A 20816-nucleotide genomic window follows, 5' to 3' on the forward strand; every position below is an offset into this window, starting at 1 on the left:
TATGTTGATCCACATGGCGACGACCCCGCTGCCCCGCTCCCACACCGAATCCGACGGCTCCGCCGTCATCCGTGTGCTCAGCTACAACATCCGCTCGATGCGCGACGACACCCGCGCCCTCGCCCGCGTCATCCAGGCCTGCGCCCCCGACCTGGTCCTCGTCCAGGAAGCCCCCCGCTTCTTCCGCTGGCGCAAGAAGCTGGCCCGGCTCGCGGCCGCGTCCGGCCAGACGATCCTGTCCGGCGGCGCGACCGCCGCGGGCCCCGCGCTCCTGTGCTCGATGCGGGCCACCGTCGAACGCACCGAGGACGTCCTGCTGCCCCTCACCCCCGGCCTGCATCGCCGTGGCCTCGCCACCGCCGTCGTCCGCTTCGGCGCCGCCCGGCTCGGCGTGGTGAGCTGCCATCTCTCGCTCCAGAAGGACGAGCGGTACACGCAGGGCGGGCTGCTCCTCGACCGCCTCGCGACCCTCGGCACCCCGCACGCCCTCGTCGGCGGCGACCTGAACGAACGCCCCGACGGCCCCACCTTCACCCGCCTCGCCGCCGAGCTCCAGGACTGCTGGGCCACCGCCCCCTGGGGCACGGAGCACACGTCGACGCCCACCGACCCCCATCAGCGCATCGACGCGATCTTCGCCACCAGCGGCATCGAAGTCCTCGGCTGCGGGGTCCCGTACGGTCACCCGGGGGTCACGGAGACAGACCTGAGGGCGGCCACGGACCATCTGCCCGTGCTGGCCGCCCTCAGAGTGCCCGCCGTGTAGCGGGCCGGATCAGACCACCGCGCCCCGTCCGGGATCGTCCTCGTCCTCGTCGTCGGGCTTCATGCGTGCCACGAGGGTGGCGAAGCCGCCGAGGAAACCTCCTATGCCGACCGTGGCGATCCACCACGTCATGTCCCAGCCGAGGAGGATGGTCAGAAGGAGCAGGATCGGGCCGCCGACGACGGCGAGCCAGGCGAACTTGGCCGTGGTGTCGGCGGTGGGCAGCGGGGGTGGCTCCGGGGGAACGAAGTGGCCCTCGTCGTCCGCGTCGAAGTCATCCTCGGAGGGCTCGGGCGCCTGGTAGTCACGCGGGCCGCCGACGCCGGGCGCGAACGCGACGGAGCTGCCGAGGGGTTTCGCCGCGGTGGGCGGCTCCCCGGCCTCGTCGCTCTTCGCGTCCTTCTCGTCCGTCCCGCCGGTCTCGTTCTTCTTGCCCTTCTCGGGCTTCTCGGGTGCGTCACCGCCGCCCGGGGCGTCGTTCGTCACCGGGTCGAGGAGCGCAAGGTCCTCGATCGACTTGAACGGTTTCGCGCCGGGCGGGTCCGGCGGTTCCTCGCCGTACCCCGCGACGATCGCCTGCCACGCGGCGTCCTCGTCGAACGGCACACTCTGCTCGTCACCGAGAGGCTCGCCGACGGGTACGCCCTTCTCGTCGGGCTCGCCGCGCTCCGCGTCGTGCTCAGCCACCAGTGGCCGTCCCTTCCTGCTGACCCACCTGACCCGTACCGGACGGCTTGCCGACACCGGGCGCGAGCCGGGCGATGAACGCGTAGCTCTCCTCGAAGATCCGGTCCGCATCATGGTCCAACGTCGCCACGTGGTAACTGTGTTCCAGCAGGATCTCCGTCACGTCGGTGGACGACACCCGGCTCAGGACGCGGGCCGAGTCGACGGGCGGCACCACATGGTCCTGGGGGCTGCGCAGCAGCAGCATCGGCTGGGTGACCTGGGGCAGTTCACCGTCGACCATCCGGTAGAAGTTCCGCATGGAGTGGGCGGCGTGCAGGGGCACCCGGTCGTAGCCCACTTCCGCGACGCCCTCCTTGGCGATGTCGCTCGTGATGCCGCTCACCGTCCGGACGAGGTGACGGAGCACCGGGAGGGCCTGCGCCGCTGCCCCGTGCACCTTGTTCGCCGGGTTGACGACGACGATGCCGCTCACCTCGTCCCCGTGCTTCGCGGCGAGCCGGAGAGTCAGAGCCGCGCCCATGGACAGGCCGAAGACGAACACCTGGGTGCAGCGCTCCCGCAGGGCGCGCAGCTCACGGTCCACCTCCGCGTACCAGTCCTGCCAGCCCGTGAGCTGCATGTCCTCCCAGCGCGTGCCGTGCCCGGGCAGCAGGGGCAGCGCGACGGTCAGACCGCGCTCGGCGAGATACTCCGCCCAGGGGCGCAGTGACTGCGGGGAACCGGTGAAGCCGTGGCAGAGAAGGACACCGACCTCTCCGCCCTCGTGGCGGAACGGCTCGGCTCCAGGAAGGACCGGCACCTTCGGTCTCCTGTTCATCAGACGGACGGAATGCGAGCGGAACGGAACAAGACGGACGGACGGAACGGATACGGAACGGACACGGAACGCATCTCGCTCTCGACCCCGAGGGTTCGAGGCGTACTTCACCGTACGCGACCGCACTGACACCGACCAGGGTCGTCGGGGCCTTTGACCGTGCTCCGGGATAAGGTCTCATCGACTACACAGGAGGCATTCGGTTGATCTACGGCGCCATGAAGTTTTCCATCGGAGGGCCGCTGAAGCTTGCCTTCAGGCCCTGGGTGGAAGGCCTCGAGAACATTCCCGCCGAGGGCCCCGCCATCCTGGCAAGCAATCACCTGTCCTTCTCGGACTCGTTCTTCCTGCCCGCGGTCCTCGACCGCAAGGTGACCTTCATCGCGAAGGCCGAGTACTTCACGACGCCCGGCGTCAAGGGCCGGATGACAGCCGCCTTCTTCAAGGGCGTCGGCCAGCTCCCGGTGGACCGCTCCGGCGCGCGCGGCGCGGGCGAGGCGGCCATCAAGAGCGGCATAGACGTCATCGAGCGCGGTGAGCTCTTCGGCATCTACCCGGAGGGCACGCGCTCGCCCGACGGTCGGCTGTACCGCGGCAAGCCGGGCGGCCTCGCGCGCGTGGCGCTCGCCACCGGCGCCCCGGTGATCCCGGTCGCCATGATCGACACTGAGAAGATCCAGCCGCCGGGCAAGGTGATGCCCAAGCTGATGCGCCCGGGCATCCGCATCGGCGAGCCGCTCGACTTCAGCCGCTACAACGGCATGGAGCACGACCGCTTCGTGCTGCGCGCGGTGACCGACGAGGTCATGTACGAGATCATGAAGCTCTCCGGCCAGGAGTACGTCGACATCTACGCGACGGCCGCCAAGCGGCAGATCGCGGACGCGGCGAAGGCCGAGAAGCAGGCGCTCAAGGAAGCCGAACAGGCGCACAAGGAGGCCGCGAAGGCGGCCGAAGCCGAAACCGAAGAAGGACGGGCCGGCTCCTAGACGCTTATGTCGGGGGGGGCTTGGTGGGGTGGGGGACATGGCCAAGCGCGAGAGAGTCATGAGGATGTCGGTCGAGCAGCCGCTGTGGCGTGCGCTCAGCGGCTACCGCGTGCTGACGATGCTGTACGCGATCGGGCTCTTCGCCACCGCGTTCCGCAAGTTCGCCCACCCCTGGGTGGCCGTCGGGTACTTCGCCGTCCTGTTCGTGTGGACGCTCGCCACCCTGCCCAGGGTCGCGAACGCGGCGAGCTGCACCAAGCGCTTCCTCGCCGTCGACCTGACCATCGCGCTCACCGGCATCATGCTCACGCCCGTCGCGGACGCCCACCACCGCGTGGTGAGCGGCGGCCCCACGCTCCCGTCGATATGGACCGCGGGCTCCGTCCTCGCCTTCGCCGTCAAGGGCGGCTGGCGCTGGGCGGCCTTCGCCTCTACGCTCGTGGCGGTCGCCAATCTCGTCGAGCGCGGCGCCCCCACCCGCGACACGATCCACAACGTGATCCTCGTCTGGGTCGCCTCCATCGCCATCGGCTACGTCGTCCAGGTCGCCCGCGCCTCCGAACTCACCCTCGCCCGCGCCCTGGAGATCGAGGCCGCGACCCGTGAGCGCGAGCGCCTCGCCCGTGACATCCACGACGGTGTCCTGCAGGTCCTCGCCATGGTGCAGCGACGGGCCTCCGCGCTCGGCGGCGAGGCCGCGGAGCTGGGCCGGATGGCCGGCGAACAGGAGGTCGCGCTGCGCACGCTGGTCTCGGGCGGCCTGGTGCCCGTCTCCCGGGTGTCCGAGGACGCCGCGCTCGGCGCGGTCGTACGGGCCGTCGAGGAACCGGACGACGACCAGGACTCCCGGGGCCCTGTCGACCTGCGCGCACTGCTCGCCCCGTACGCCACCGCGCGCGTGACGTTCTCCGAGCCCGGCGCCCCGGTTCCGCTCCCCCCGGCCGCTGCCCGGGAGTTGGCCGCCGCCGTCGGTGCCGCCCTGGACAATGTCCGCAGGCACGTCGGCGAGGACGCCCGGGCCTGGATCCTCGTCGAGGACGAGCCGGACGAGGTGATCGTGACCGTACGCGACGAGGGCCCGGGCATCCCGGAGGGGCGGCTCGCCCAGGCCGAGGGGGAGGGGCGGCTCGGTGTGGCCCTGTCGATCCGGGGCCGGCTGCGCGACCTCGGCGGCGCGGCCGAACTGATCTCGGTGCCGGGCCAGGGCACGGAGGTCGAGCTGAAGGTACCGAAGGTTTCCAGGGTTTCACGGGGGAAGGCGGAGCAGCGATGACGGAGGTCACGGACGTGGTGGGGCAGGATCCGATCAAGGTCATGGTGGTGGACGACCACCCCATGTGGCGCGACGCGGTCGCCCGCGACCTGGACGCGTCCGGCTTCGCCGTGGTCGCCACCGCGGGCGACGGGGAGCAGGCGGTGCGCCGCGCCCAGGCCGCCGCGCCCGACGTCCTGGTGCTCGACCTGAACCTGCCCGCCAAGCCCGGCGTCCAGGTCTGCAAGGAGCTGGTCGGCGCCAACCCGGCGCTGCGCGTCCTCGTGCTGTCGGCCAGCGGTGAGCACGCGGACGTGCTGGAGGCGGTGAAGTCCGGTGCCACCGGCTATCTGCTGAAGTCGGCGTCCACGGAGGAGCTGATCGACGCCGTGCGCCGCACCGCGGTCGGCGACCCGGTGTTCACGCCGGGCCTCGCGGGCCTGGTCCTCGGCGAGTACCGCCGGCTGGCCTCCGAGCCCGCCCCCGCGGCGGGCGCCGACGAGCCCAAGGCCCCGCAGCTCACCGACCGCGAGACCGAGGTGCTGCGCCTGGTCGCCAAGGGCCTGAGCTACAAGCAGATCGCCGAGCGTCTGGTCATCTCCCACCGCACGGTCCAGAACCATGTGCAGAACACCCTGGGCAAGCTTCAACTCCACAACCGGGTGGAGCTGGTGCGCTATGCCATAGAGCGCGGTCTCGACGAGGCGTAGACCCCGACGAGTGGCCGGCGTAAACCCTGGTTGACCCACCATCGAGTGAAGGCGTGTGATCAACACCCGCACAATTCACCGGAATTGACCTTCCGCCCCATGCCGAAGTGACCTGGGTCACTATTAGCGTGAGTCCCATCAGGCAACCGCGGCGAAGGGACTTTTCCATGCGGGTCGGAGTACTGACCGGAGGCGGCGACTGCCCCGGACTCAACGCCGTCATCCGGGGCATCGTCCGCAAGGGCGTGCAGGAGTACGGATACGACTTCGTCGGCTTCCGGGACGGCTGGCGGGGACCGCTCGAGAACGACACCGTCCGGCTGGACATCCCCGCCGTGCGCGGCATCCTGCCGCGCGGCGGCACCATCCTCGGCTCCTCGCGGACGAACCCGCTCAAGCAGGAGAACGGCATCCGCCGCATCAAGGAGAACCTCGCCAAGCAGGACGTCGAGGCGCTCATCGCGATCGGCGGCGAGGACACGCTCGGCGTCGCCGCGCGTCTCACCGACGAGTACGGCGTGCCCGTCGTCGGCGTGCCGAAGACCATCGACAACGACCTGTCCGCCACCGACTACACCTTCGGCTTCGACACCGCCGTCGGCATCGCCACCGAGGCGATCGACCGCCTGCACACCACCGCCGAGTCGCACATGCGCGTCCTCGTCTGCGAGGTGATGGGCCGTCACGCGGGCTGGATCGCCATCCACTCGGGCCTGGCCGGCGGCGCCAACGTCATCCTCATCCCCGAGCAGCGCTTCGACGTCGACCAGGTGTGCGCCTATGTGACCTCGCGGTTCAAGGCCTCGTACGCGCCGATCGTGGTCGTCGCCGAGGGCGCGATGCCCAAGGACGGCCAGATGGTCCTCAAGGACGAGTCCCTCGACTCCTTCGGCCACGTACGCCTCTCCGGGGTCGGCGAGTGGCTGGCCAAGGAGATCGAGAAGCGCACCGGCAAGGAGGCCCGCACCACGGTCCTGGGCCACATCCAGCGCGGCGGCACCCCCAGCGCCTTCGACCGCTGGCTCGCCACCCGCTTCGGGCTGCACGCCATCGAGGCCGTCCGCGACGGCGACTTCGGCAAGATGGTCGCCCTGCGCGGCACGGACATCGTCCGGGTCCCGATCGCGGACGCCACGGCCAAGCTGAAGACGGTCGACCCGAAGCTGTACGAGGAGGTCGGGGTCTTCTTCGGCTGACGTTCCCCCTCCCCGCTCGTTCCCCTCCCCGCGATCCCGCCGGCCGCACGGGCCTCCCGACACCCGTGCGGCCGGCGTCCCCGTGTCCGCCGGGATCGGCGCTCTCGCTGCCGATCGCCCTGGTCGCCGCGGGTTGGTGACACCACGCCGCGCAACGTCCCCGGCTACCGTCCCCGACTACACGGAGGGCCGCCGCTCGGCCAACGTACCGACGCCCCGCAGCTGACCGATCAGCTCCCGTACGACGGCGGTACCGTTCAGCGTCAGCACCGACTCCGGGTGGAACTGCACGCCCGCGAACCCGGGCCCGCGCAGCGCGTGCACCTCACCGCTTCCGGTACGGCTGACCTCGATGCCATGGGCCGACAGCTCGACCGCCGTCTCCTCGTCGCAGTGCGCCACGAAGCTGTTGTAGAAACCGACGGTCTCGGCCCGCCCGAAGAGGTCGATCTCCGTCTGCGCGCCCTGGTACGGGACCTCCTTGCGCACCATCTCCAGGCCCAGCTCCGCCGCGATCAGCTCGTGCCCGAGACAGACGCCGAGCACCCCGTGCTCATGCCCCCTGATCACCTCGGCGGTGAGCTCCCGCAAGAAGCGCATCTTGGGATCGTCCACGTCCGAAGGGTCACCCGGGCCGGGGCCCAGGACCAGCGGCCCTTCGTGCGCCCGCACCGCCTCCCGCAGACCCGGCTCGTCGTACCGCCGCACGGTCACCTCGAGTCCCGAGGACCGCAGCACATGCGCGAGCATCGCCGTGAAGGTGTCCTCGGCGTCCACGACCAGCGCGTGCCCCTCCAGCTCGCGCGCCTGCTCCCGCATCCGCAGCCAGAACGGCGCGAGCGAGGCCCGCCGCCCGTCCAGCGCCGCCCGCACCCGCGGATCGTCGGCCAGCCTCGGCCGTACGCCCTCCACGCGCGCCCTGGCCTCCACGACCCCCAGCGCCGCCAGCACCCCCGCCGCCTTCGCATGCGTCTCGGCGACCTCGCCCGCCGGATCCGATCCCCGGACGAGGGTGGCGCCGACCGGCACCCGCAGCCGCCCGTCCACGTCGATGTCGGCGGTCCGGATGAGGATGGGGGAGTCCAGTGTCTGGGCGCCGCCCGCGTCCCGGCCGATGAGGGCCAGCGCACCCGCGTAGTAGCCGCGCCCGCCGACCTCGTGCCGCTCGATCACCCGGCACGCGTTCTGCACCGGCGACCCCGTGACGGTCGCCGCGAACATCGTCTCCTTCAGGACCTCGCGCACATCCAGCGAGGACCGGCCTCGCAACTCGTACTCGGTGTGCGCGAGGTGGGCCATCTCCTTCAGCCGCGGACCGATCACCACGCCGCCCATGTCACCGACCGTGCACATCATCTTGAGCTCCTCGTCGACGACCATCGAGAGCTCCTCGATCTCCTTGCCGTCGGCGAGGAAGCCGAGCAGGTCGTCCGCACAGGGCCCCTCGGCGGGATAGCGGTACGTGCCGCTGATCGGGTTCATCACGACGGTCCCGCCGGACATCCGTACGTGGACTTCGGGGCTCGCGCCGACCAATGTGCGTTCCCCGGTGTGCACGACGAACGTCCAGTACGCGCCCCGCTCACCGACCAGCAGCCGCCGGAACAGCGCCAGGGCGTCGGCCCTCCCGAACCCCGGGATCCCGCCCTCGTACGTGCGCCGGATCACGAAGTTCGCGCCCTCGCCGCGCCCGATCTCCTCCTCCAGCACGCGTCCGACGATCCCCGCGTACTCCTCGTCGGCGACGTCGAAGCCCCCGCCGGTGACGCGCACCTCATGCGTCGGCAGCTCCGCCAGCGCCCGCTCCAGCGGCAGTACGTGCGTCTCCTCGGGAACCAGCACCGCCAGCGGTGTGCCGTCGTCGCGGACATCGAAGCCGCGCTCCCGGATCTGGCGGAAGGGGATGAGCGCGAGGCCCTCGTCGGGAAGGCCGGCGAGGCGGTCGCAGGTGCGGACCGGGCCGAGCAGCAGTTCGACGGTGTCGTGGTCGTGACCGGGGGTGCGGCGGCGCAGCAGGGCGAACGGACGGGGATCGTCCAGCAGGTCGAGCAGGTTCATCGGTCCTGGTCCTTCTCTCGGATTCTCGGATTCTCGAAATCCCGGAGAGGAACGGCCCGTGTCCGCGAACACCGAAGGCCGCCCCTCGGGCGGCCTTCGCGAAGTCTTGCGTACGCGCAGTCAGTGGGCCGCCGGATGAGCGGTCCACCACCAGTTCTGGGTCGAATGCGCGAACATGCGCCGCACCCTACCCGACGTCAGGGGGCGGGCAACAGCGTGAACCGTCCGCGCGCGGCGTTCCTACCGCTCGGTCACCGGCCATGGATGGCATGGCCAGGAAGCCCGACCGAGGAGAGAACCATGTACGCAGCCCGTTCACCCCGGCATCGCCGAGGCGGCGTCCGAACCCTCACAGTGTGCGCCGCGGCCGCGGTCCTCGCCGCGGGCCCGCTCGGCACCGCACGCGCCACCGGGACCGACGACACCGCCGAGGTCACCTACCGCGGCCACGAGTTCACCGTTCCGGCCTCCTGGCCGATCGTGGACCTGGAGAAACATCCGGACGTCTGTGTCCGCTTCGACCGGCACGCCGTGTACGTCGGCACGCCCGGCGACCAGCAGCATTGTCCGGCGGGGGCGAGGGGACGTACCGAGGCGTTCCTGATCCAGCCGTCCGCCGTCAAAGGCCGCACCGCCACCGAGAACCGCACGGCCCGCATCTTCCGGGTCACCGCCGACCGGATCGCGGTGACCGCCGCGTACGCGGAGGACCGTACGAGGATCCAGGACATCCTGCGCGGCGCGGGTCTGTCCGTCGCCGCCGCCGGGACCGAGCCGACCGCGGGGGCGCCCGCCGCGGCGCCGCTGCCCGCCGACGCGACGTCCTTCAGCGGCGAGGGCTTCGACGCCTGTACCGCGCCGGGCCAGACGGCGATGGACGCCTGGCGGGACGACTCCGACTACGGGGCCATCGGCGTCTACATCGGCGGGATCAACCGCGCCTGCGCCCAGAGCAGACTCACCGCCGCCTGGCTGCGGACGCAGTACGCGAACGGCTGGCGGTTCTTCCCGCTGTACGTCGGCCGTCAGCCCACCACCGACGGAGGCAGCTGCACAGGCGGCTGCGCGGCGATCACCGACCCCGTGCCACAGGGCACCGAGGCCGCCGACGACGCGGTCAAGCAGGCCACCACGCTCGGCTTCCCCAAGGGCACGGTGATCTACAACGACCTGGAGAACTACACACCCGGCTCCACCGTCACCAACCGGGTGCTCTCCTACCTCGACGCGTACACCAAGCGCCTGCACACACTGGGCTACCGCTCCGGCGCCTATGGCAACACCTCGTCCCTGGTCACCGACCTGGTGGCCAACAAGAGCCGCGTCACCCTGCCCGACGTGCTCCACTTCGCCCGCTGGAACGGCAAGTCGACGACCACCGACTCGACCATCCCCTCGAACCTCTGGGCCGACCACCAGCGCATCCACCAGTACATGGGCGACACCACCGAGACGCACGGCGGCGTGCGGATCTCCATCGACCGGGACCGACTCGACGTGGAGTAGGTCGCTCCCCGCCCGCTCCGGGCGGCCGCAGGGACCTGTCGTCCGGCCGCCCGGAGCGCCTCCCGATCGAGCGCGGTCCGTCTCAATTGATGGGCATTGGGATGGACGCCCGACACGACCCCGTAATGTTGTCAGGGTGACCGTGAACGCTAAGCCCAGCGCGAGCGCTGGCAACACCTGGCGAGACCTGCCCGCGGCGCAGCAGCCCGAGTACCCCGATGCCGAGGCTCTGCGCGATGTGATCGCGGACCTCGAGTCGTATCCGCCGCTCGTCTTCGCGGGCGAGTGCGACCAGCTGCGCGCCCGGATGGCGTCCGTCGCCAAGGGAGAGGCGTTCCTTCTCCAGGGCGGCGACTGCGCCGAGGCCTTCGACGCGGTGTCGGCCGACCACATCCGCAACAAGCTCAAGACCCTGCTCCAGATGGGCGCCGTGCTCACGTACGCCGCCTCGGTGCCGGTCGTGAAGGTCGGCCGCATCGCCGGCCAGTACTCCAAGCCGCGCTCCAAGGGGACCGAGACCCGCGACGGCGTGACCCTGCCGACGTACCGCGGTGACTCGGTCAACGGCTTCGACTTCGACGAGAAGGCCCGCATCCCGGACCCCGAGCGCCTGAAGCGGATGTACAACGCGTCCGCCTCCACGCTCAACCTGGTGCGCGCCTTCACCACCGGCGGCTACGCCGACCTGCGCCAGGTGCACGCCTGGAACCAGGACTTCGTGAAGTCCTCCCCGTCCGGCCAGCGCTACGAGCAACTGGCGCGGGAGATCGACAACGCGATGAACTTCATGCGGGCCTGCGGGACCGACCCGGAGGAGTTCAAGACCGTCGAGTTCTACGCCTCCCACGAGGCGCTGCTCCTGGACTACGAGTCGGCGCTGACCAGGGTCGACTCGCGGACGGGCCACCTGTACGACGTCTCGGGCCACATGGTGTGGATCGGTGAGCGCACCCGGCAGCTGGACGGCGCGCACATCGAGTTCGCCTCGAGGATCCGCAACCCGATCGGCATCAAGCTCGGCCCGACGACGACGGCCGAGGACGCGCTGAAGTACATCGACCGCCTGGACCCGGACCGCGAGCCCGGCCGGCTGACGTTCATCGTGCGGATGGGCGCGGACAAGGTCCGCGACAAGCTCCCCGAGCTGGTCGAGAAGGTCACGGCGTCGGGCGCTGTGGTGGCCTGGGTGACCGACCCGATGCACGGCAACACCTTCGAGGCGGCCTCCGGTCACAAGACCCGCCGCTTCGACGACGTGCTCGACGAGGTCAAGGGCTTCTTCGAGGTCCACAAGGGTCTGGGCACGCACCCGGGCGGCATCCACGTCGAGCTCACCGGTGACGACGTCACCGAGTGCGTGGGCGGCGGCGACGAGATCTTCGTCGACGACCTCCACCAGCGCTACGAGACGGCCTGCGACCCGCGCCTGAACCGCAGCCAGTCCCTCGACCTGGCCTTCCTGGTCGCGGAGATGTACAGGGACCAGTGATGGGTTCGCCTGTTACACCTGAGTGAAGTGGGGCGCGGATCACATACGATCCGCGCCCCCTCCCACTTTTGCGGTTCCTGGGTGATGGGTAAGGTTAGGTTAGCCTCACCGATTAACGGGACGGCGCCAGACATCGATCCCCGCCGGGAGGTGAACCGCGTGTACGTATGCAGTTGCTTCGGAGTCACTGAGCAGCAGGTCAAGCAGCACGCGGAGAACGGCGCCTGCACGCCCCGCCAGATAGCCTCCGCCTGCAAGGCCGGCACGGACTGCGGCTCCTGCGTCCGCCGCATCCAGGCGATCCTCGGCCGAGGCGCCTGCCCCCGCCGCGAGCTGGCAGAACAGGGCAAGCCGGTGCTGGCCGAGCTGTCCTCGGCGCGGGGCCTGGAAGAGGCCGCCTAGCCCGTCCGGCGGATCATGCCGCGGGGCGCGGGACGGCAGTCCTAGCTCTCCGGCTGCTCGATCAGCTGGGCGATGTAGAGCGCCTCGCCGAGCTTTTCCACCAGCTCCAGCTGGGTGTCCAGGTAGTCGATGTGGTGCTCCTCGTCCTCGAGGATCGACTCGAAGATGTTCGCGGACGTGATGTCGCCCTTGTTGCGCATCACCTCGATCCCGCGCTTGAGGCGGTCGATCGCCTCGACCTCCACCTGCCGGTCGGCCTGGAACATCTCGGTGACCGTCTGACCCACCCGGACGTGGAAGAGCCGCTGATAGTTCGGCAGCCCCTCCAGGAAGAGGATCCGGTCGGTGAGCACCTCCGCGTGCTTCATCTCGTCGAAGGACTCGTGGCGCGTGTACTTCGCGAGCTTCGTCCAGCCGAAGTTCTCCTGCATCTTCGCGTGCAGGAAGTACTGGTTGATCGCGGTCAGCTCGCCGGTCAGCTGCTCGTTGAGGAATTCGATGACCTCGGGGTCGCCCTGCATCGCAGAGGCTCCTTCCAAGCGGGGGACTGGGCAGGTTGCGCCGCATCCTCGCATCGGCACCCCTGGCCGTCCAGTAAGTGCACGCTTAGTACGAGTTGCCCGATTCGGCTTGGGCTGGTCATGTGCACTGTCCCGGGTCTGTCAGGATGGAGTCATGGGTCAGCCGGTGGAACGTGGAACGGGAGAAGCGGCACAGTCGGAGCTTCCGCCGGGACAGCGACTGCAGCGCGGCTGGCCGGTCACGCACTACGGTCCCGTACCCAAGTTCCGTCCCGAGCGCTGGGAGTTCAGGGTCTTCGGCGCCACCGCCGACGGTGAGAAGCACTGCTGGACCCACGAGGAGTTCACGGCCCTGCCGTACACCTCGGTCGTGGCCGATCTGCACTGCGTCACGAAGTTCAGCATGATCGGGGCCGAATGGGGCGGCGTTCCGGCGCGCACGATCCTCGAGATCGCCCCACCCGCGCCCACCGTCACCCATGTCATGGTCTGGGCGGAGTACGGCTTCAGCTCGAATCTGCGCCTCGACGACTTCGCCTCCGACCGCACGATCTTCGCCACCCACAAGGACGGCGAACTCCTCACCGCGGAGCACGGCTTCCCGCTCCGCCTCGTCGTCCCCCACCTCTACGCCTGGAAGGGCCCCAAGTGGGTGCGCGGAGTCGAGTACATGACGGCCGACCGCCGCGGCTTCTGGGAGGAGCGCGGCTACCACAACATCGGCGACCCCTGGCGCGAGCAGCGCTACTCCTACCAGGAGGAGCCCGGGGACGGCCCCGAGCTCTGAGCCCTCGGTGTCAGCCGTCCCTGAGTTTCTTCAGGCGCTCCACGTCCGCCGCGTGCCCTTCCTTCCCACCCGGCGTCTCGATGATCAGCGGGACGCCCTCGGTGGCGGGGTGGGTCATCAGCGCGCGGAACGGGTCCTCCCCGATGTGACCGGAGCCGATGTTCTCGTGGCGGTCCTTGTGGGCGCCGACCACGTCCTTGGAGTCGTTGGCGTGGATCAGCTTGAGCCGGCCCTCGCCGACCGTGTCCACCAGCAGGTCGAGCGTCTGGTGCATCCCGCTCGGCCCGGTCAGGTCGTGCCCCGCCGCGTAGATGTGACAGGTGTCGAGGCAGACGCCCAGCTTCGGGTGGGCGTCCAGTGCCTCGAAGTACGGCCCGAAGTCCCAGGTGCGTGAGCAGAGCGAGGCGCCCTGGCCCGCGGTCGACTCCAGGAGCAGATACGGGTCGTCGTCATGGGTCAGCTCGTCCAGCAGGGGCAGCAGATGCTCACGTACCTGCTTGAGGGCGACGGCCCGCTCCCGTCCCCCGGTGGCGCTCCCCGTGTGCACGACCACGCCGAGCGCGCCGATCTCCCGGCCCCGCCGCAGCGAGTGCCGCAGTGACTCCACCGACTTCTCGACCGTCGCCTCGGTGTGCGAGCCGAAGTTGATCAGATACGGGGCATGGACGTACGCGGGGATCGACTCGGCGGCGCAGGCCGCCCGGAACTCCTCGTCCTGGCGGGGACTGCCGACGGGCGTCGCCCAGCCGCGCGGGTTGGCGACGAAGACCTGGACGGTCTCGGCGCCCATCTCACGTGCGTAGGTCAGGCCGACGGAGTTGAGGCCGCCGGCCACGGGGACATGGCCGCCGACGGGATTGCGGAGCTGCTTGCTGGTCACACCCTTCAGGGTGTCACGCGCTCCCGGACGGCCCGTCGGCGGACCTCACCGCCTCGGCCCTCAGCGGATCACGATGGTGATCGTCGACCCCTTGGGCGCGGTCTTGCCGCCCTTCACCGACTGGCTCTTGACGTGATCACCGAAGAGCCCGAGCAGCCCGCGGTCCTCGTCGACCTGGAACCCGGCGTCCTCCAGCGTCTTCTTCGCGTCGTCCACGCTGTTGCCCACCACGTCCGGCACCGAGATCATTTCGGGGCCCTTGGAGACCGTCAGCGTGACGGTGTCGCCCCCGGCCACCTGGCTGCCGGCCTTCGGCGACTGCCGGGCGATCTGGCCCTGGTCGAACTCCGAGTTGACCTGCTGGGTGGCGATCTTCACCTTCAGGCCCGCCTGCTCCAGCTCCGAGGTGGCGTCCGCGACGGACGCGCCCGTGACGTCCGCGACCTCCACCGGGCTGCCCTTGCTGACGACGAGGGCGATGGCCGAACCGGCGTGCCGCTCCGTGCCCGCGCCCGGATCCGAACGGATCACGAAGCCCTTGGGAACGTCCTGGTCGAACTCCCGGGTGACCATGCCCGCGGCCAGTCCGGCCCCCTTCAGGACCTCCCGCGCCTTGAACAGCGCGAAGCCCGTCAGGTCGGGCACCTTCGCCGTCTCCGGGCCGTCGGAGATGGTCAGCGTCACGGAGTCGTTGTCCCGGATACGCGTGCCCGGCGCCGGGTCGCTGCGGATGACGGTGCCGCGCGTCACGGTGTCGCTGTAGGCGTGCTTGACCTGCCCGACATCGAGTCCGGCCTGCTGGATCCGCGCCTTGGCCTGCGTCTCGGTCTTCGCCAGCAGCAGCGGGACCTTGGTGAACTGGCCGGAATTGATGTACCAGACGCCCGCTCCGAGCCCGAGCACCAGCACGACCGCGGCGATGATCGCCAGCGTTCCGCGCCGGGGCCGTGAGCCGCGCCGCGGGGGAGCGGGCGGTTCGGACTCGAACGGGCTGGTCTGCTCGAACCGGCTGGTCCGGTTCAGCGGGTCGCCGCCGTTCTCGTAGTCCTCGTTCACCGGCAGCAGGCGCGGCACGGACAGCGAGCGCGGGATCACGCTCGTACGGTCGCCCGCGTTGTCATGTCCTACGGCGAGCGCCTGCGGGGGTACGGCGTCGAGCTGTTCGGCGGTGAGCCCGGCCCGCGCCTGGAGGACCTGGCCGAGCAGCGCCACCGCGTCGTACGGGCGCACCTCGGGGTTGCGGGCGGTCGCCGAGGCGACCAGCTCGTCGAGGGCGTAGGGCATCGAGGGCACGGCGGCCGAGGGCGGCGGCACGTCCGCGTGCAGGTGCTGGTAGAGCACCTGGGCGGGGGAGTCCCCGGAGTGCGGCTTGCCGCCGGTGAGCATCTCGTAGAGGACGACCCCACAGGCGTAGACGTCGACGCGGGTGTCCGCGGTGCCGTGCTCGATCTGTTCGGGGGCGAGGTACGACACGGTGCCGAGCACGGCCCCGGTCGTGTTGGTGACGGTGTCCACGGCCCTTACGAGGCCGAAATCGGCCACCTTGACCCGGCCGTCGTCCCCTATCAGGACGTTCTCCGGCTTCATGTCGCGGTGTACGAACCCTGCGCGGTGCGCGGCGCCGAGCGCGGCGAGCACCGGTTCCAGGACGTCCAGGGCGGCCCGCGGCTGCAGCGCCCCGCGCTCCCGCAGTACGTCGCGCAGGGTGCAGCCGGCGACGTACTCCATGGCCAGATAGACGTACGACCCGTCCGTGCCCTGGTCGAAGACCTGCACCACGTTGGGGTGCGCGAGCCGGGCCACCGACTTGGCCTCCCGGATGAAACGCTCGACGAACGAGCCGTCGGCGGCCAGCGTCGGGTGCATCACCTTGAGCGCGAGCACGCGGTCGAGGCGGGTGTCCAGGGCCCGGTAGACCGTGGCCATCCCGCCGACCGCGATCCGCGCGTCCACGCGGTAGCGGCCGTCGAGCACCTGCCCGACAAGCGGGTCCTGAAGGGTCGTATCCACGCAGGCGAGTCTACGAGCCGCCACTGTCACCCCCACCCTTCCGGCCGATTCCGGAGCGGGACTGCAGCCGACCTGTGACGCATCTCGTACGGGTGATCGATGGGTTCCACACGCGGTGCACAGAGACGCAAACCGAGCGGCCCCCGCCCCCGCAGCCGCCCCCTCCGCCCCCCCCGCAGCCGCCAACGACGCTCCACCCCCACAGGCGACGCACACTTTCCAGCCGACTGGAAACGGGCGGTGCGCGGGCGGGAGAAAGAACACACCGGCGCCGGATGCCTAGAAAGCAGGACGCTCAGGATCCAACCGCGCCAGCCCCTCCGCAGGGGACGACGCGGAGGCGAAGTGCCGCCGAGGAATCCGCCCCGCACGCCAGGCGAGCCGCCCGGCTTCCACCGCGTGCCTCATGCCCTCGGCCATCAGTACCGGCTCCTGCGCCCGGGTCACGGCCGACGCCAGCATGACCCCCGCGCACCCGAGCTCCATCGCGAACGCCGCATCCGACGCCGTACCGGCCCCCGCGTCCAGAATCACCGGCACACGCGCGTGCTCCACGATCAGCTGGAAGTTGTGCGGGTTGCGGATGCCGAGACCGGACCCGATGGGCGACCCGAGCGGCATGACCGCCGCGCACCCCACGTCCTCCAGCTTCCGTGCGAGCACAGGATCGTCGTTGGTGTACGGCAGCACGGTGAACCCGTCGTCGACGAGGGTCTCGGCGGCGTCCAGCAACTCGATCGGATCCGGCAGCAGGGTCCGCTCGTCGGCGATGACCTCCAGCTTGATCAGCTCCGTACCGAGCGCCTCGCGCGCGAGGCGCGCGGTCAGGACGGCCTCGCCCGCCGTGAAACACCCGGCCGTGTTCGGCAGCACCCGGATGCCCAGCTTGTCGAGCACGGACAGCACCGAGCCGTGCGCCGCGGGATCCACCCGCCGCATCGCGACCGTCGTCAGCTCCGTGCCGGACGCGACGAGCGACCGCTCCAGGACGTCGAGGCTGGGCGCACCCCCCGTACCCATGATCAGCCGGGACGAGAAGGACGTACCTCCGAGGACGAACGGATCGTCGGCCATGGTTCAGCCTCCTTGGACTGCGGTGAGGACTTCGACGCGGTCTCCCTCGGAGAGGGCCGTGCACGACCACTGCGCCCGTGGGACGACGGTCTCGTTGAGCGCGGCGGCGATGCCGGAGGGCGCGACGGTGAGGGTGGCGACGAGCGTGTCGAGGGCCGTGTCGGTGGCGACGAGCCGTCGCTCTCCGTTGACGAAGATGTTCATACGGTCTGCTCCGTGAGTGCTGTGCTGAAGCGCCCGGGGGTGAAGGGGCGGGCCTCTTCCGGGAGTTCCCCGGTGGTCAGGACGTGCGCCATGACGTCCCCCGTGACGGGTGTGAGCAGGACGCCGTTGCGGTAGTGCCCGGTGGCCAGCAGCAGCCCGTCGAGCGCGGTCGGGCCGAGTAGCGGCGCGTTGTCGGGCGACCCGGGCCGCAGGCCGGCGCGGGTCTCGGTGAGCGGCAGCTCGGTGATCCCGGGCACCAGCTCGTGCGCGTCGCGCAGCAGCTCGTACACCCCGCCCGCGGTCACCGTCGTGTCCCAGCCCAGCTCCTCGCTGGTGGCGCCCACGACGAGCTCACCGTTCTCGCGCGGCACCAGATAGACCTGGCTGCCGCGCACCACGGCCCGCACGGTCCGGCTCAGGAACGGCGCGTACCGCTTCGGCACGGTCAGCCGCAGCACCTGCCCCTTCACGGGCCGCACGGGCGGCAGTACGGCGTCGGGAACGCCCGCGAGCTCCCCGCTGTGGCTCCCGGCGGCGAGCACCACCTGCCCCGCCGCCAGCCGCTCACCACCCGTCGTGACGACCCCGGCGGCCCGGTCCCCCACGACGGTCAGGCGCTCCGCCCACGTCCGGTGGAACTCCACTCCGGCCCGCTCGCACGCCGTGACCAGGGCCTTCGCGAGCCGGCGCGGGTCGATCTGGTGGTCGCCGTCGACCCGCAGCCCGCCGCGCACGCCGGGCGCGAGCATTGGTTCCAGACGACGGCACTCCCGGCCGCTGAGCCACTCCGACTCGAGCCCCGAGCGGTGTTGCAGGGCATGCAGTTCGCGCAGGTGAGCGCGGTCGTCGGCGTCCATCGCGACGGCCAGCGTGCCGCACCGGCGGTAGCCGAGGTCCTGGCCGCTCGCCTCGGTGAGTTCCGCCACGAAGTCGGGATAGCGGCGCGCGGAGGCCAGGTTCAGGCCCAGCAGGGTCTGCTCGCCGTAGTGCAGCTCGGTGACGGCGGCGAGCATTCCGGCGGCCACCCGTGCGGCCCCGCCGCCCGGCTCGGGGTCCACGACCGTGACGGTGAACCCGCGCTGCGCGGCCCGCCAGGCGGTCACGAGACCGATGATCCCGCCGCCGATGACGAGGACGTCTGAAGCACGTGCGTCCGATGACGGCGCATCCGATGAACGTGCAGGTGTACGCGTAGGCGACATGGGCGTCCAGCCCCTCCCTTCGCCGGCATGACCCGGATCAGGTTCGTACGGTCGGAGGCCGCCAGCCTCCCTCTCAGCCCGGTACGTCCGGGCTCCCGCGAGTGCTTTACGTTGGCCACCCTAGCCCCACGCCGTATGTCTCAGTAAGGGAGCCTCCGTCCATGGCCCGTTCGCTCGACGGCCTCGTCCTCGCCCCGGTCGCCGACCAGGCCCCCGGGCAGGTCGGTACGCGCACCCGGTTCACGTACCACGAGAAGGACGGCGAGATCTGGGCCGAGTACACGGGCGGGGACGTCGTACGCGGTCACCTCGTGGGGACGCGGGAGGGCGACCGCCTCGACTTCCGGTACGTGCAGCTGAAGCACGACGGCAGCACCTCGTCGGGCCACTGCGTGTCCGTGGTCGTGGAGCTGACCGACGGACGGGTGCGCCTGGAGGAGACCTGGGCGTGGGAGTCCCAGGACGGGAGCGGGACGAGCGTTGTGGAACAGGTCACTGCGCACGTCCCCTGACTGACAGATTGTCAGTTGTCTATGGTGATCAGGTGAGCGAGCAGACGCGGGCACAGGGGCGTACGGCACGGCGGGTCGTCATCGTGGGCGCGGGCATGGCCGGCGTGCAGACGGCGGTCGCCCTGCGCGAACAGGGGTTCACCGGGGACGTGACGCTGATCGGCGCCGAGCCGCACCAGCCGTACGACCGGCCGCCGCTGTCCAAGGCGGTGCTGCTCGGCAAGGCCGAGGGCTCCGCCTTCGACATCGACTTCGAGGCACTGGGCATCGAACTCCGGCTCGGCTGCGAGGCGCTGGGTGTGCGCCCCGCGGACCATGAGCTGGACACCGAGGCGGGACCGGTGCCCTACGACGTCCTGGTCCTGGCGACCGGCGCGGAGCCGATCCAGCTGCCCGGCGCGCAGGGAGTGCCCGGCGTCCATCTGCTGCGGACCCTGGACGACGCCGAGCGGCTGCGCCCCGTGCTGGCCCAGCAGCACGACATCGTGGTCGTCGGGGCGGGCTGGATCGGTGCGGAGTTCGCGACGGCGGCGCGTGACGCCGGGTGCGTGGTGACGGTCGTCGAGGCCGCCGACCGGCCGCTGGCCGGGGCGTTGCCCGCGGAGGTGGCCGAGCCGATGACCGCCTGGTACGCGGCCAGCGGCGCCTCGCTGCGCACCCACGCGCGCGTGGAGCGCGTGGAGCCCGGCGCGGTGGTACTGGACGACGGCTCGCGGGTCCCCGCGGACGCCGTGGTCGTCGGTATCGGCGCGCGTCCCGCCACCGCCTGGCTGGCCGGCTCCGGCATCGAGCTCGGCGACCACCGGGAGGTCGTCGCCGACAACCACCTGCGCACCTCCGTGCCGGACATCTACGCGGTCGGCGACTGCGCCTCCTTCCCGTCCGGCCGCTACGAGGAGCGCCTCCTCGTCCACCACTGGGACAACGCCCTGCAGGGCCCGCGCACGGTCGCGGCGAACATCATCGGCGAGGCCCCCGCGGCGTACGACCCGGTCCCGTACTTCTGGTCCGAGCAGTTCGGCCGTTTCGTCCAGTACGTCGGCCACCACGCCCCCGCCGATACGACCATCTGGCGGGGCGACCCGTCGGGCGCGGCCTGGTCGGTCTGCTGGCTTCGCGAGAGCCGCCTCGTCGCCCTCCTCGCCGTGGGCCGCCCCCGCGACCTGGCCCAGGGCCGCCGCCTGATCGAGGCGGGCATGCCCATGAACCCGGACATCCTGTCCGACTCGTCCCGCCCCCTGAAGGACGCCACGGCATGACGCCACGGCATGACGGCCCGGTTTCCGTCGCCCGGACGGCGGTCCGGGGGGCGCTCGGGTACCGAGTGTCAGTCCGGGATGGCAGGCTTGTCCCGTGACCGAGATTGACGCAAAGATCGATGCTCTCGTCCCCGCCTGGCTCACCCTCCCCGACATCGCCGAACAGCTCGGCGTCGAGGTGACCCGCGTCCGGCAGCTGGTCAAGGAGGGCCAGCTGATCGCCGTACGCCGTGGTGAGAACCGCGCGCTGCACGTCCCCGCCGACTTCATCGACGGGGCCGAGCAGAAGGTCGTCAAGGGCCTGACCGGCACCTTGACGCTCCTGCGGGACGACGGCTTCACCGACGAAGAGATGCTCGAGTGGCTCTTCACCCCCGACCCGAGCCTGCCCGGCACCCCCGCGCAGGCTCTGAGCGAGAATCGCGGCACGGAGGTGAAGCGCCGCGCCCAGGCGCTCGCCGTCTGATTCGACCGACCGTCCGGCGTACGGAC

The 20816-nt window shown here is 70.8% G+C and carries 22 protein-coding genes and 1 riboswitch; of the genes, 12 read left to right on the forward strand and 10 right to left on the reverse strand.

The window, feature by feature from the left end:
* Positions 1-13: 13 nt before the first annotated feature.
* Positions 14-766, forward strand: a complete 753-nt coding sequence (locus OG568_RS35680; RefSeq protein WP_329534530.1) for an endonuclease/exonuclease/phosphatase family protein — start codon at positions 14-16, stop codon at positions 764-766.
* Between the two features lie 9 nt (positions 767-775).
* On the opposite strand, the gene OG568_RS35685 is transcribed toward OG568_RS35680, so the two are convergent.
* Together OG568_RS35685 and OG568_RS35690 are read right to left on the reverse strand one after the other, a co-directional pair.
* A complete protein-coding gene (locus OG568_RS35685; RefSeq protein ID WP_329534531.1) occupies positions 776-1453 on the reverse strand; it encodes a hypothetical protein in 678 nt (225 codons plus the stop codon).
* Complete coding sequence (locus OG568_RS35690; RefSeq protein WP_266421861.1) at positions 1446-2255, reverse strand: alpha/beta hydrolase; 810 nt, start codon at positions 2253-2255, stop codon at positions 1446-1448. The genes OG568_RS35685 and OG568_RS35690 overlap by 8 nt, the downstream gene beginning before the upstream one ends.
* A gap of 236 nt (positions 2256-2491) precedes the next feature.
* Here OG568_RS35690 and OG568_RS35695 point away from each other — a divergent pair, with 236 nt between their 5' ends.
* The 4 genes from OG568_RS35695 to OG568_RS35710 all read left to right on the forward strand — a co-directional run bounded on the left by OG568_RS35695 (position 2492) and on the right by OG568_RS35710 (position 6420).
* The gene (locus OG568_RS35695; RefSeq protein ID WP_266651076.1) at positions 2492-3262 is read left to right on the forward strand and encodes a lysophospholipid acyltransferase family protein; all 771 of its coding nucleotides are present in this window, start codon (positions 2492-2494) and stop codon (positions 3260-3262) included.
* A 37-nt stretch (positions 3263-3299) separates the two neighbouring features.
* Positions 3300-4535: a MacS family sensor histidine kinase gene (gene macS / locus OG568_RS35700; RefSeq protein ID WP_266414780.1), complete on the forward strand. Its 1236-nt coding sequence runs from the start codon at positions 3300-3302 to the stop codon at positions 4533-4535.
* A 41-nt stretch (positions 4536-4576) separates the two neighbouring features.
* Positions 4577-5224, forward strand: a complete 648-nt coding sequence (locus OG568_RS35705) for a response regulator (protein ID WP_385072655.1) — start codon at positions 4577-4579, stop codon at positions 5222-5224.
* A gap of 167 nt (positions 5225-5391) precedes the next feature.
* Positions 5392-6420, forward strand: coding sequence for a 6-phosphofructokinase (locus OG568_RS35710; RefSeq protein WP_095855129.1), 1029 nt, complete (start codon positions 5392-5394; stop codon positions 6418-6420).
* A gap of 177 nt (positions 6421-6597) precedes the next feature.
* Here OG568_RS35710 and OG568_RS35715 read toward each other — a convergent pair whose 3' ends face one another.
* Together OG568_RS35715 and OG568_RS61515 are read right to left on the reverse strand one after the other, a co-directional pair.
* Positions 6598-8478, reverse strand: coding sequence for an anthranilate synthase family protein (locus OG568_RS35715; protein WP_329534532.1), 1881 nt, complete (start codon positions 8476-8478; stop codon positions 6598-6600).
* A 120-nt stretch (positions 8479-8598) separates the two neighbouring features.
* Complete coding sequence (locus OG568_RS61515) at positions 8599-8655, reverse strand: trp operon leader peptide (RefSeq protein ID WP_071528813.1); 57 nt, start codon at positions 8653-8655, stop codon at positions 8599-8601.
* Positions 8656-8778: 123 nt separating this feature from the next.
* Between OG568_RS61515 and OG568_RS35720 the strand changes: the two genes are divergently transcribed.
* From OG568_RS35720 to OG568_RS35730, 3 genes are all read left to right on the forward strand, one after another.
* A complete protein-coding gene (locus OG568_RS35720) occupies positions 8779-9984 on the forward strand; it encodes a glycoside hydrolase domain-containing protein (RefSeq protein WP_329534533.1) in 1206 nt (401 codons plus the stop codon).
* A gap of 136 nt (positions 9985-10120) precedes the next feature.
* The gene (locus OG568_RS35725) at positions 10121-11473 is read left to right on the forward strand and encodes a class II 3-deoxy-7-phosphoheptulonate synthase (RefSeq protein WP_266582089.1); all 1353 of its coding nucleotides are present in this window, start codon (positions 10121-10123) and stop codon (positions 11471-11473) included.
* A 150-nt stretch (positions 11474-11623) separates the two neighbouring features.
* Positions 11624-11875, forward strand: coding sequence for a (2Fe-2S)-binding protein (locus OG568_RS35730; RefSeq protein ID WP_266582088.1), 252 nt, complete (start codon positions 11624-11626; stop codon positions 11873-11875).
* A gap of 41 nt (positions 11876-11916) precedes the next feature.
* Here the strand turns inward: OG568_RS35730 and bfr are convergent, their stop codons facing one another.
* Entirely contained in the window at positions 11917-12396 is a 480-nt protein-coding gene (gene bfr / locus OG568_RS35735; protein ID WP_153291042.1) for a bacterioferritin, read from the reverse strand.
* Between the two features lie 154 nt (positions 12397-12550).
* Here bfr and OG568_RS35740 point away from each other — a divergent pair, with 154 nt between their 5' ends.
* Positions 12551-13183 (forward strand): sulfite oxidase-like oxidoreductase, encoded by a 633-nt coding sequence (locus OG568_RS35740; RefSeq protein ID WP_266414799.1) that lies wholly within the window; start codon positions 12551-12553, stop codon positions 13181-13183.
* 10 nt (positions 13184-13193) lie between these two features.
* Here OG568_RS35740 and OG568_RS35745 read toward each other — a convergent pair whose 3' ends face one another.
* The 5 genes from OG568_RS35745 to thiO all read right to left on the reverse strand — a co-directional run bounded on the left by OG568_RS35745 (position 13194) and on the right by thiO (position 18553).
* Positions 13194-14063 carry a deoxyribonuclease IV gene (locus tag OG568_RS35745; protein WP_266414801.1) on the reverse strand — a complete coding sequence of 290 codons (870 nt, stop codon included), beginning with the start codon at positions 14061-14063 and terminating at the stop codon, positions 13194-13196.
* A 60-nt stretch (positions 14064-14123) separates the two neighbouring features.
* Complete coding sequence (pknB, locus tag OG568_RS35750; RefSeq protein ID WP_329534534.1) at positions 14124-16073, reverse strand: Stk1 family PASTA domain-containing Ser/Thr kinase; 1950 nt, start codon at positions 16071-16073, stop codon at positions 14124-14126.
* Between the two features lie 279 nt (positions 16074-16352).
* Positions 16353-17147, reverse strand: coding sequence for a thiazole synthase (locus tag OG568_RS35755; RefSeq protein WP_266414806.1), 795 nt, complete (start codon positions 17145-17147; stop codon positions 16353-16355).
* 3 nt (positions 17148-17150) lie between these two features.
* Complete coding sequence (gene thiS, locus OG568_RS35760; RefSeq protein ID WP_329534535.1) at positions 17151-17351, reverse strand: sulfur carrier protein ThiS; 201 nt, start codon at positions 17349-17351, stop codon at positions 17151-17153.
* Positions 17348-18553 (reverse strand): glycine oxidase ThiO, encoded by a 1206-nt coding sequence (thiO, locus tag OG568_RS35765; protein ID WP_329534536.1) that lies wholly within the window; start codon positions 18551-18553, stop codon positions 17348-17350. The genes thiS and thiO overlap by 4 nt, the downstream gene beginning before the upstream one ends.
* A riboswitch (TPP riboswitch) is annotated at positions 18551-18662 on the reverse strand. Its footprint overlaps the gene before it by 3 nt.
* Positions 18663-18714: 52 nt before the next feature.
* Between thiO and OG568_RS35770 the strand changes: the two genes are divergently transcribed.
* From OG568_RS35770 to OG568_RS35780, 3 genes are all read left to right on the forward strand, one after another.
* A complete protein-coding gene (locus OG568_RS35770; protein WP_266414812.1) occupies positions 18715-19065 on the forward strand; it encodes a hypothetical protein in 351 nt (116 codons plus the stop codon).
* A 32-nt stretch (positions 19066-19097) separates the two neighbouring features.
* On the forward strand, positions 19098-20324 hold the full coding sequence (locus OG568_RS35775) for an NAD(P)/FAD-dependent oxidoreductase (RefSeq protein ID WP_329534537.1): 1227 nt from the start codon (positions 19098-19100) through the stop codon (positions 20322-20324).
* 94 nt (positions 20325-20418) lie between these two features.
* Positions 20419-20790, forward strand: a complete 372-nt coding sequence (locus tag OG568_RS35780) for an Rv2175c family DNA-binding protein (protein ID WP_266414816.1) — start codon at positions 20419-20421, stop codon at positions 20788-20790.
* Positions 20791-20816 lie beyond the last annotated feature (26 nt).

It is taken from the genome of Streptomyces sp. NBC_01450, assembly GCF_036227505.1.
Lineage (GTDB): Bacteria > Actinomycetota > Actinomycetes > Streptomycetales > Streptomycetaceae > Streptomyces.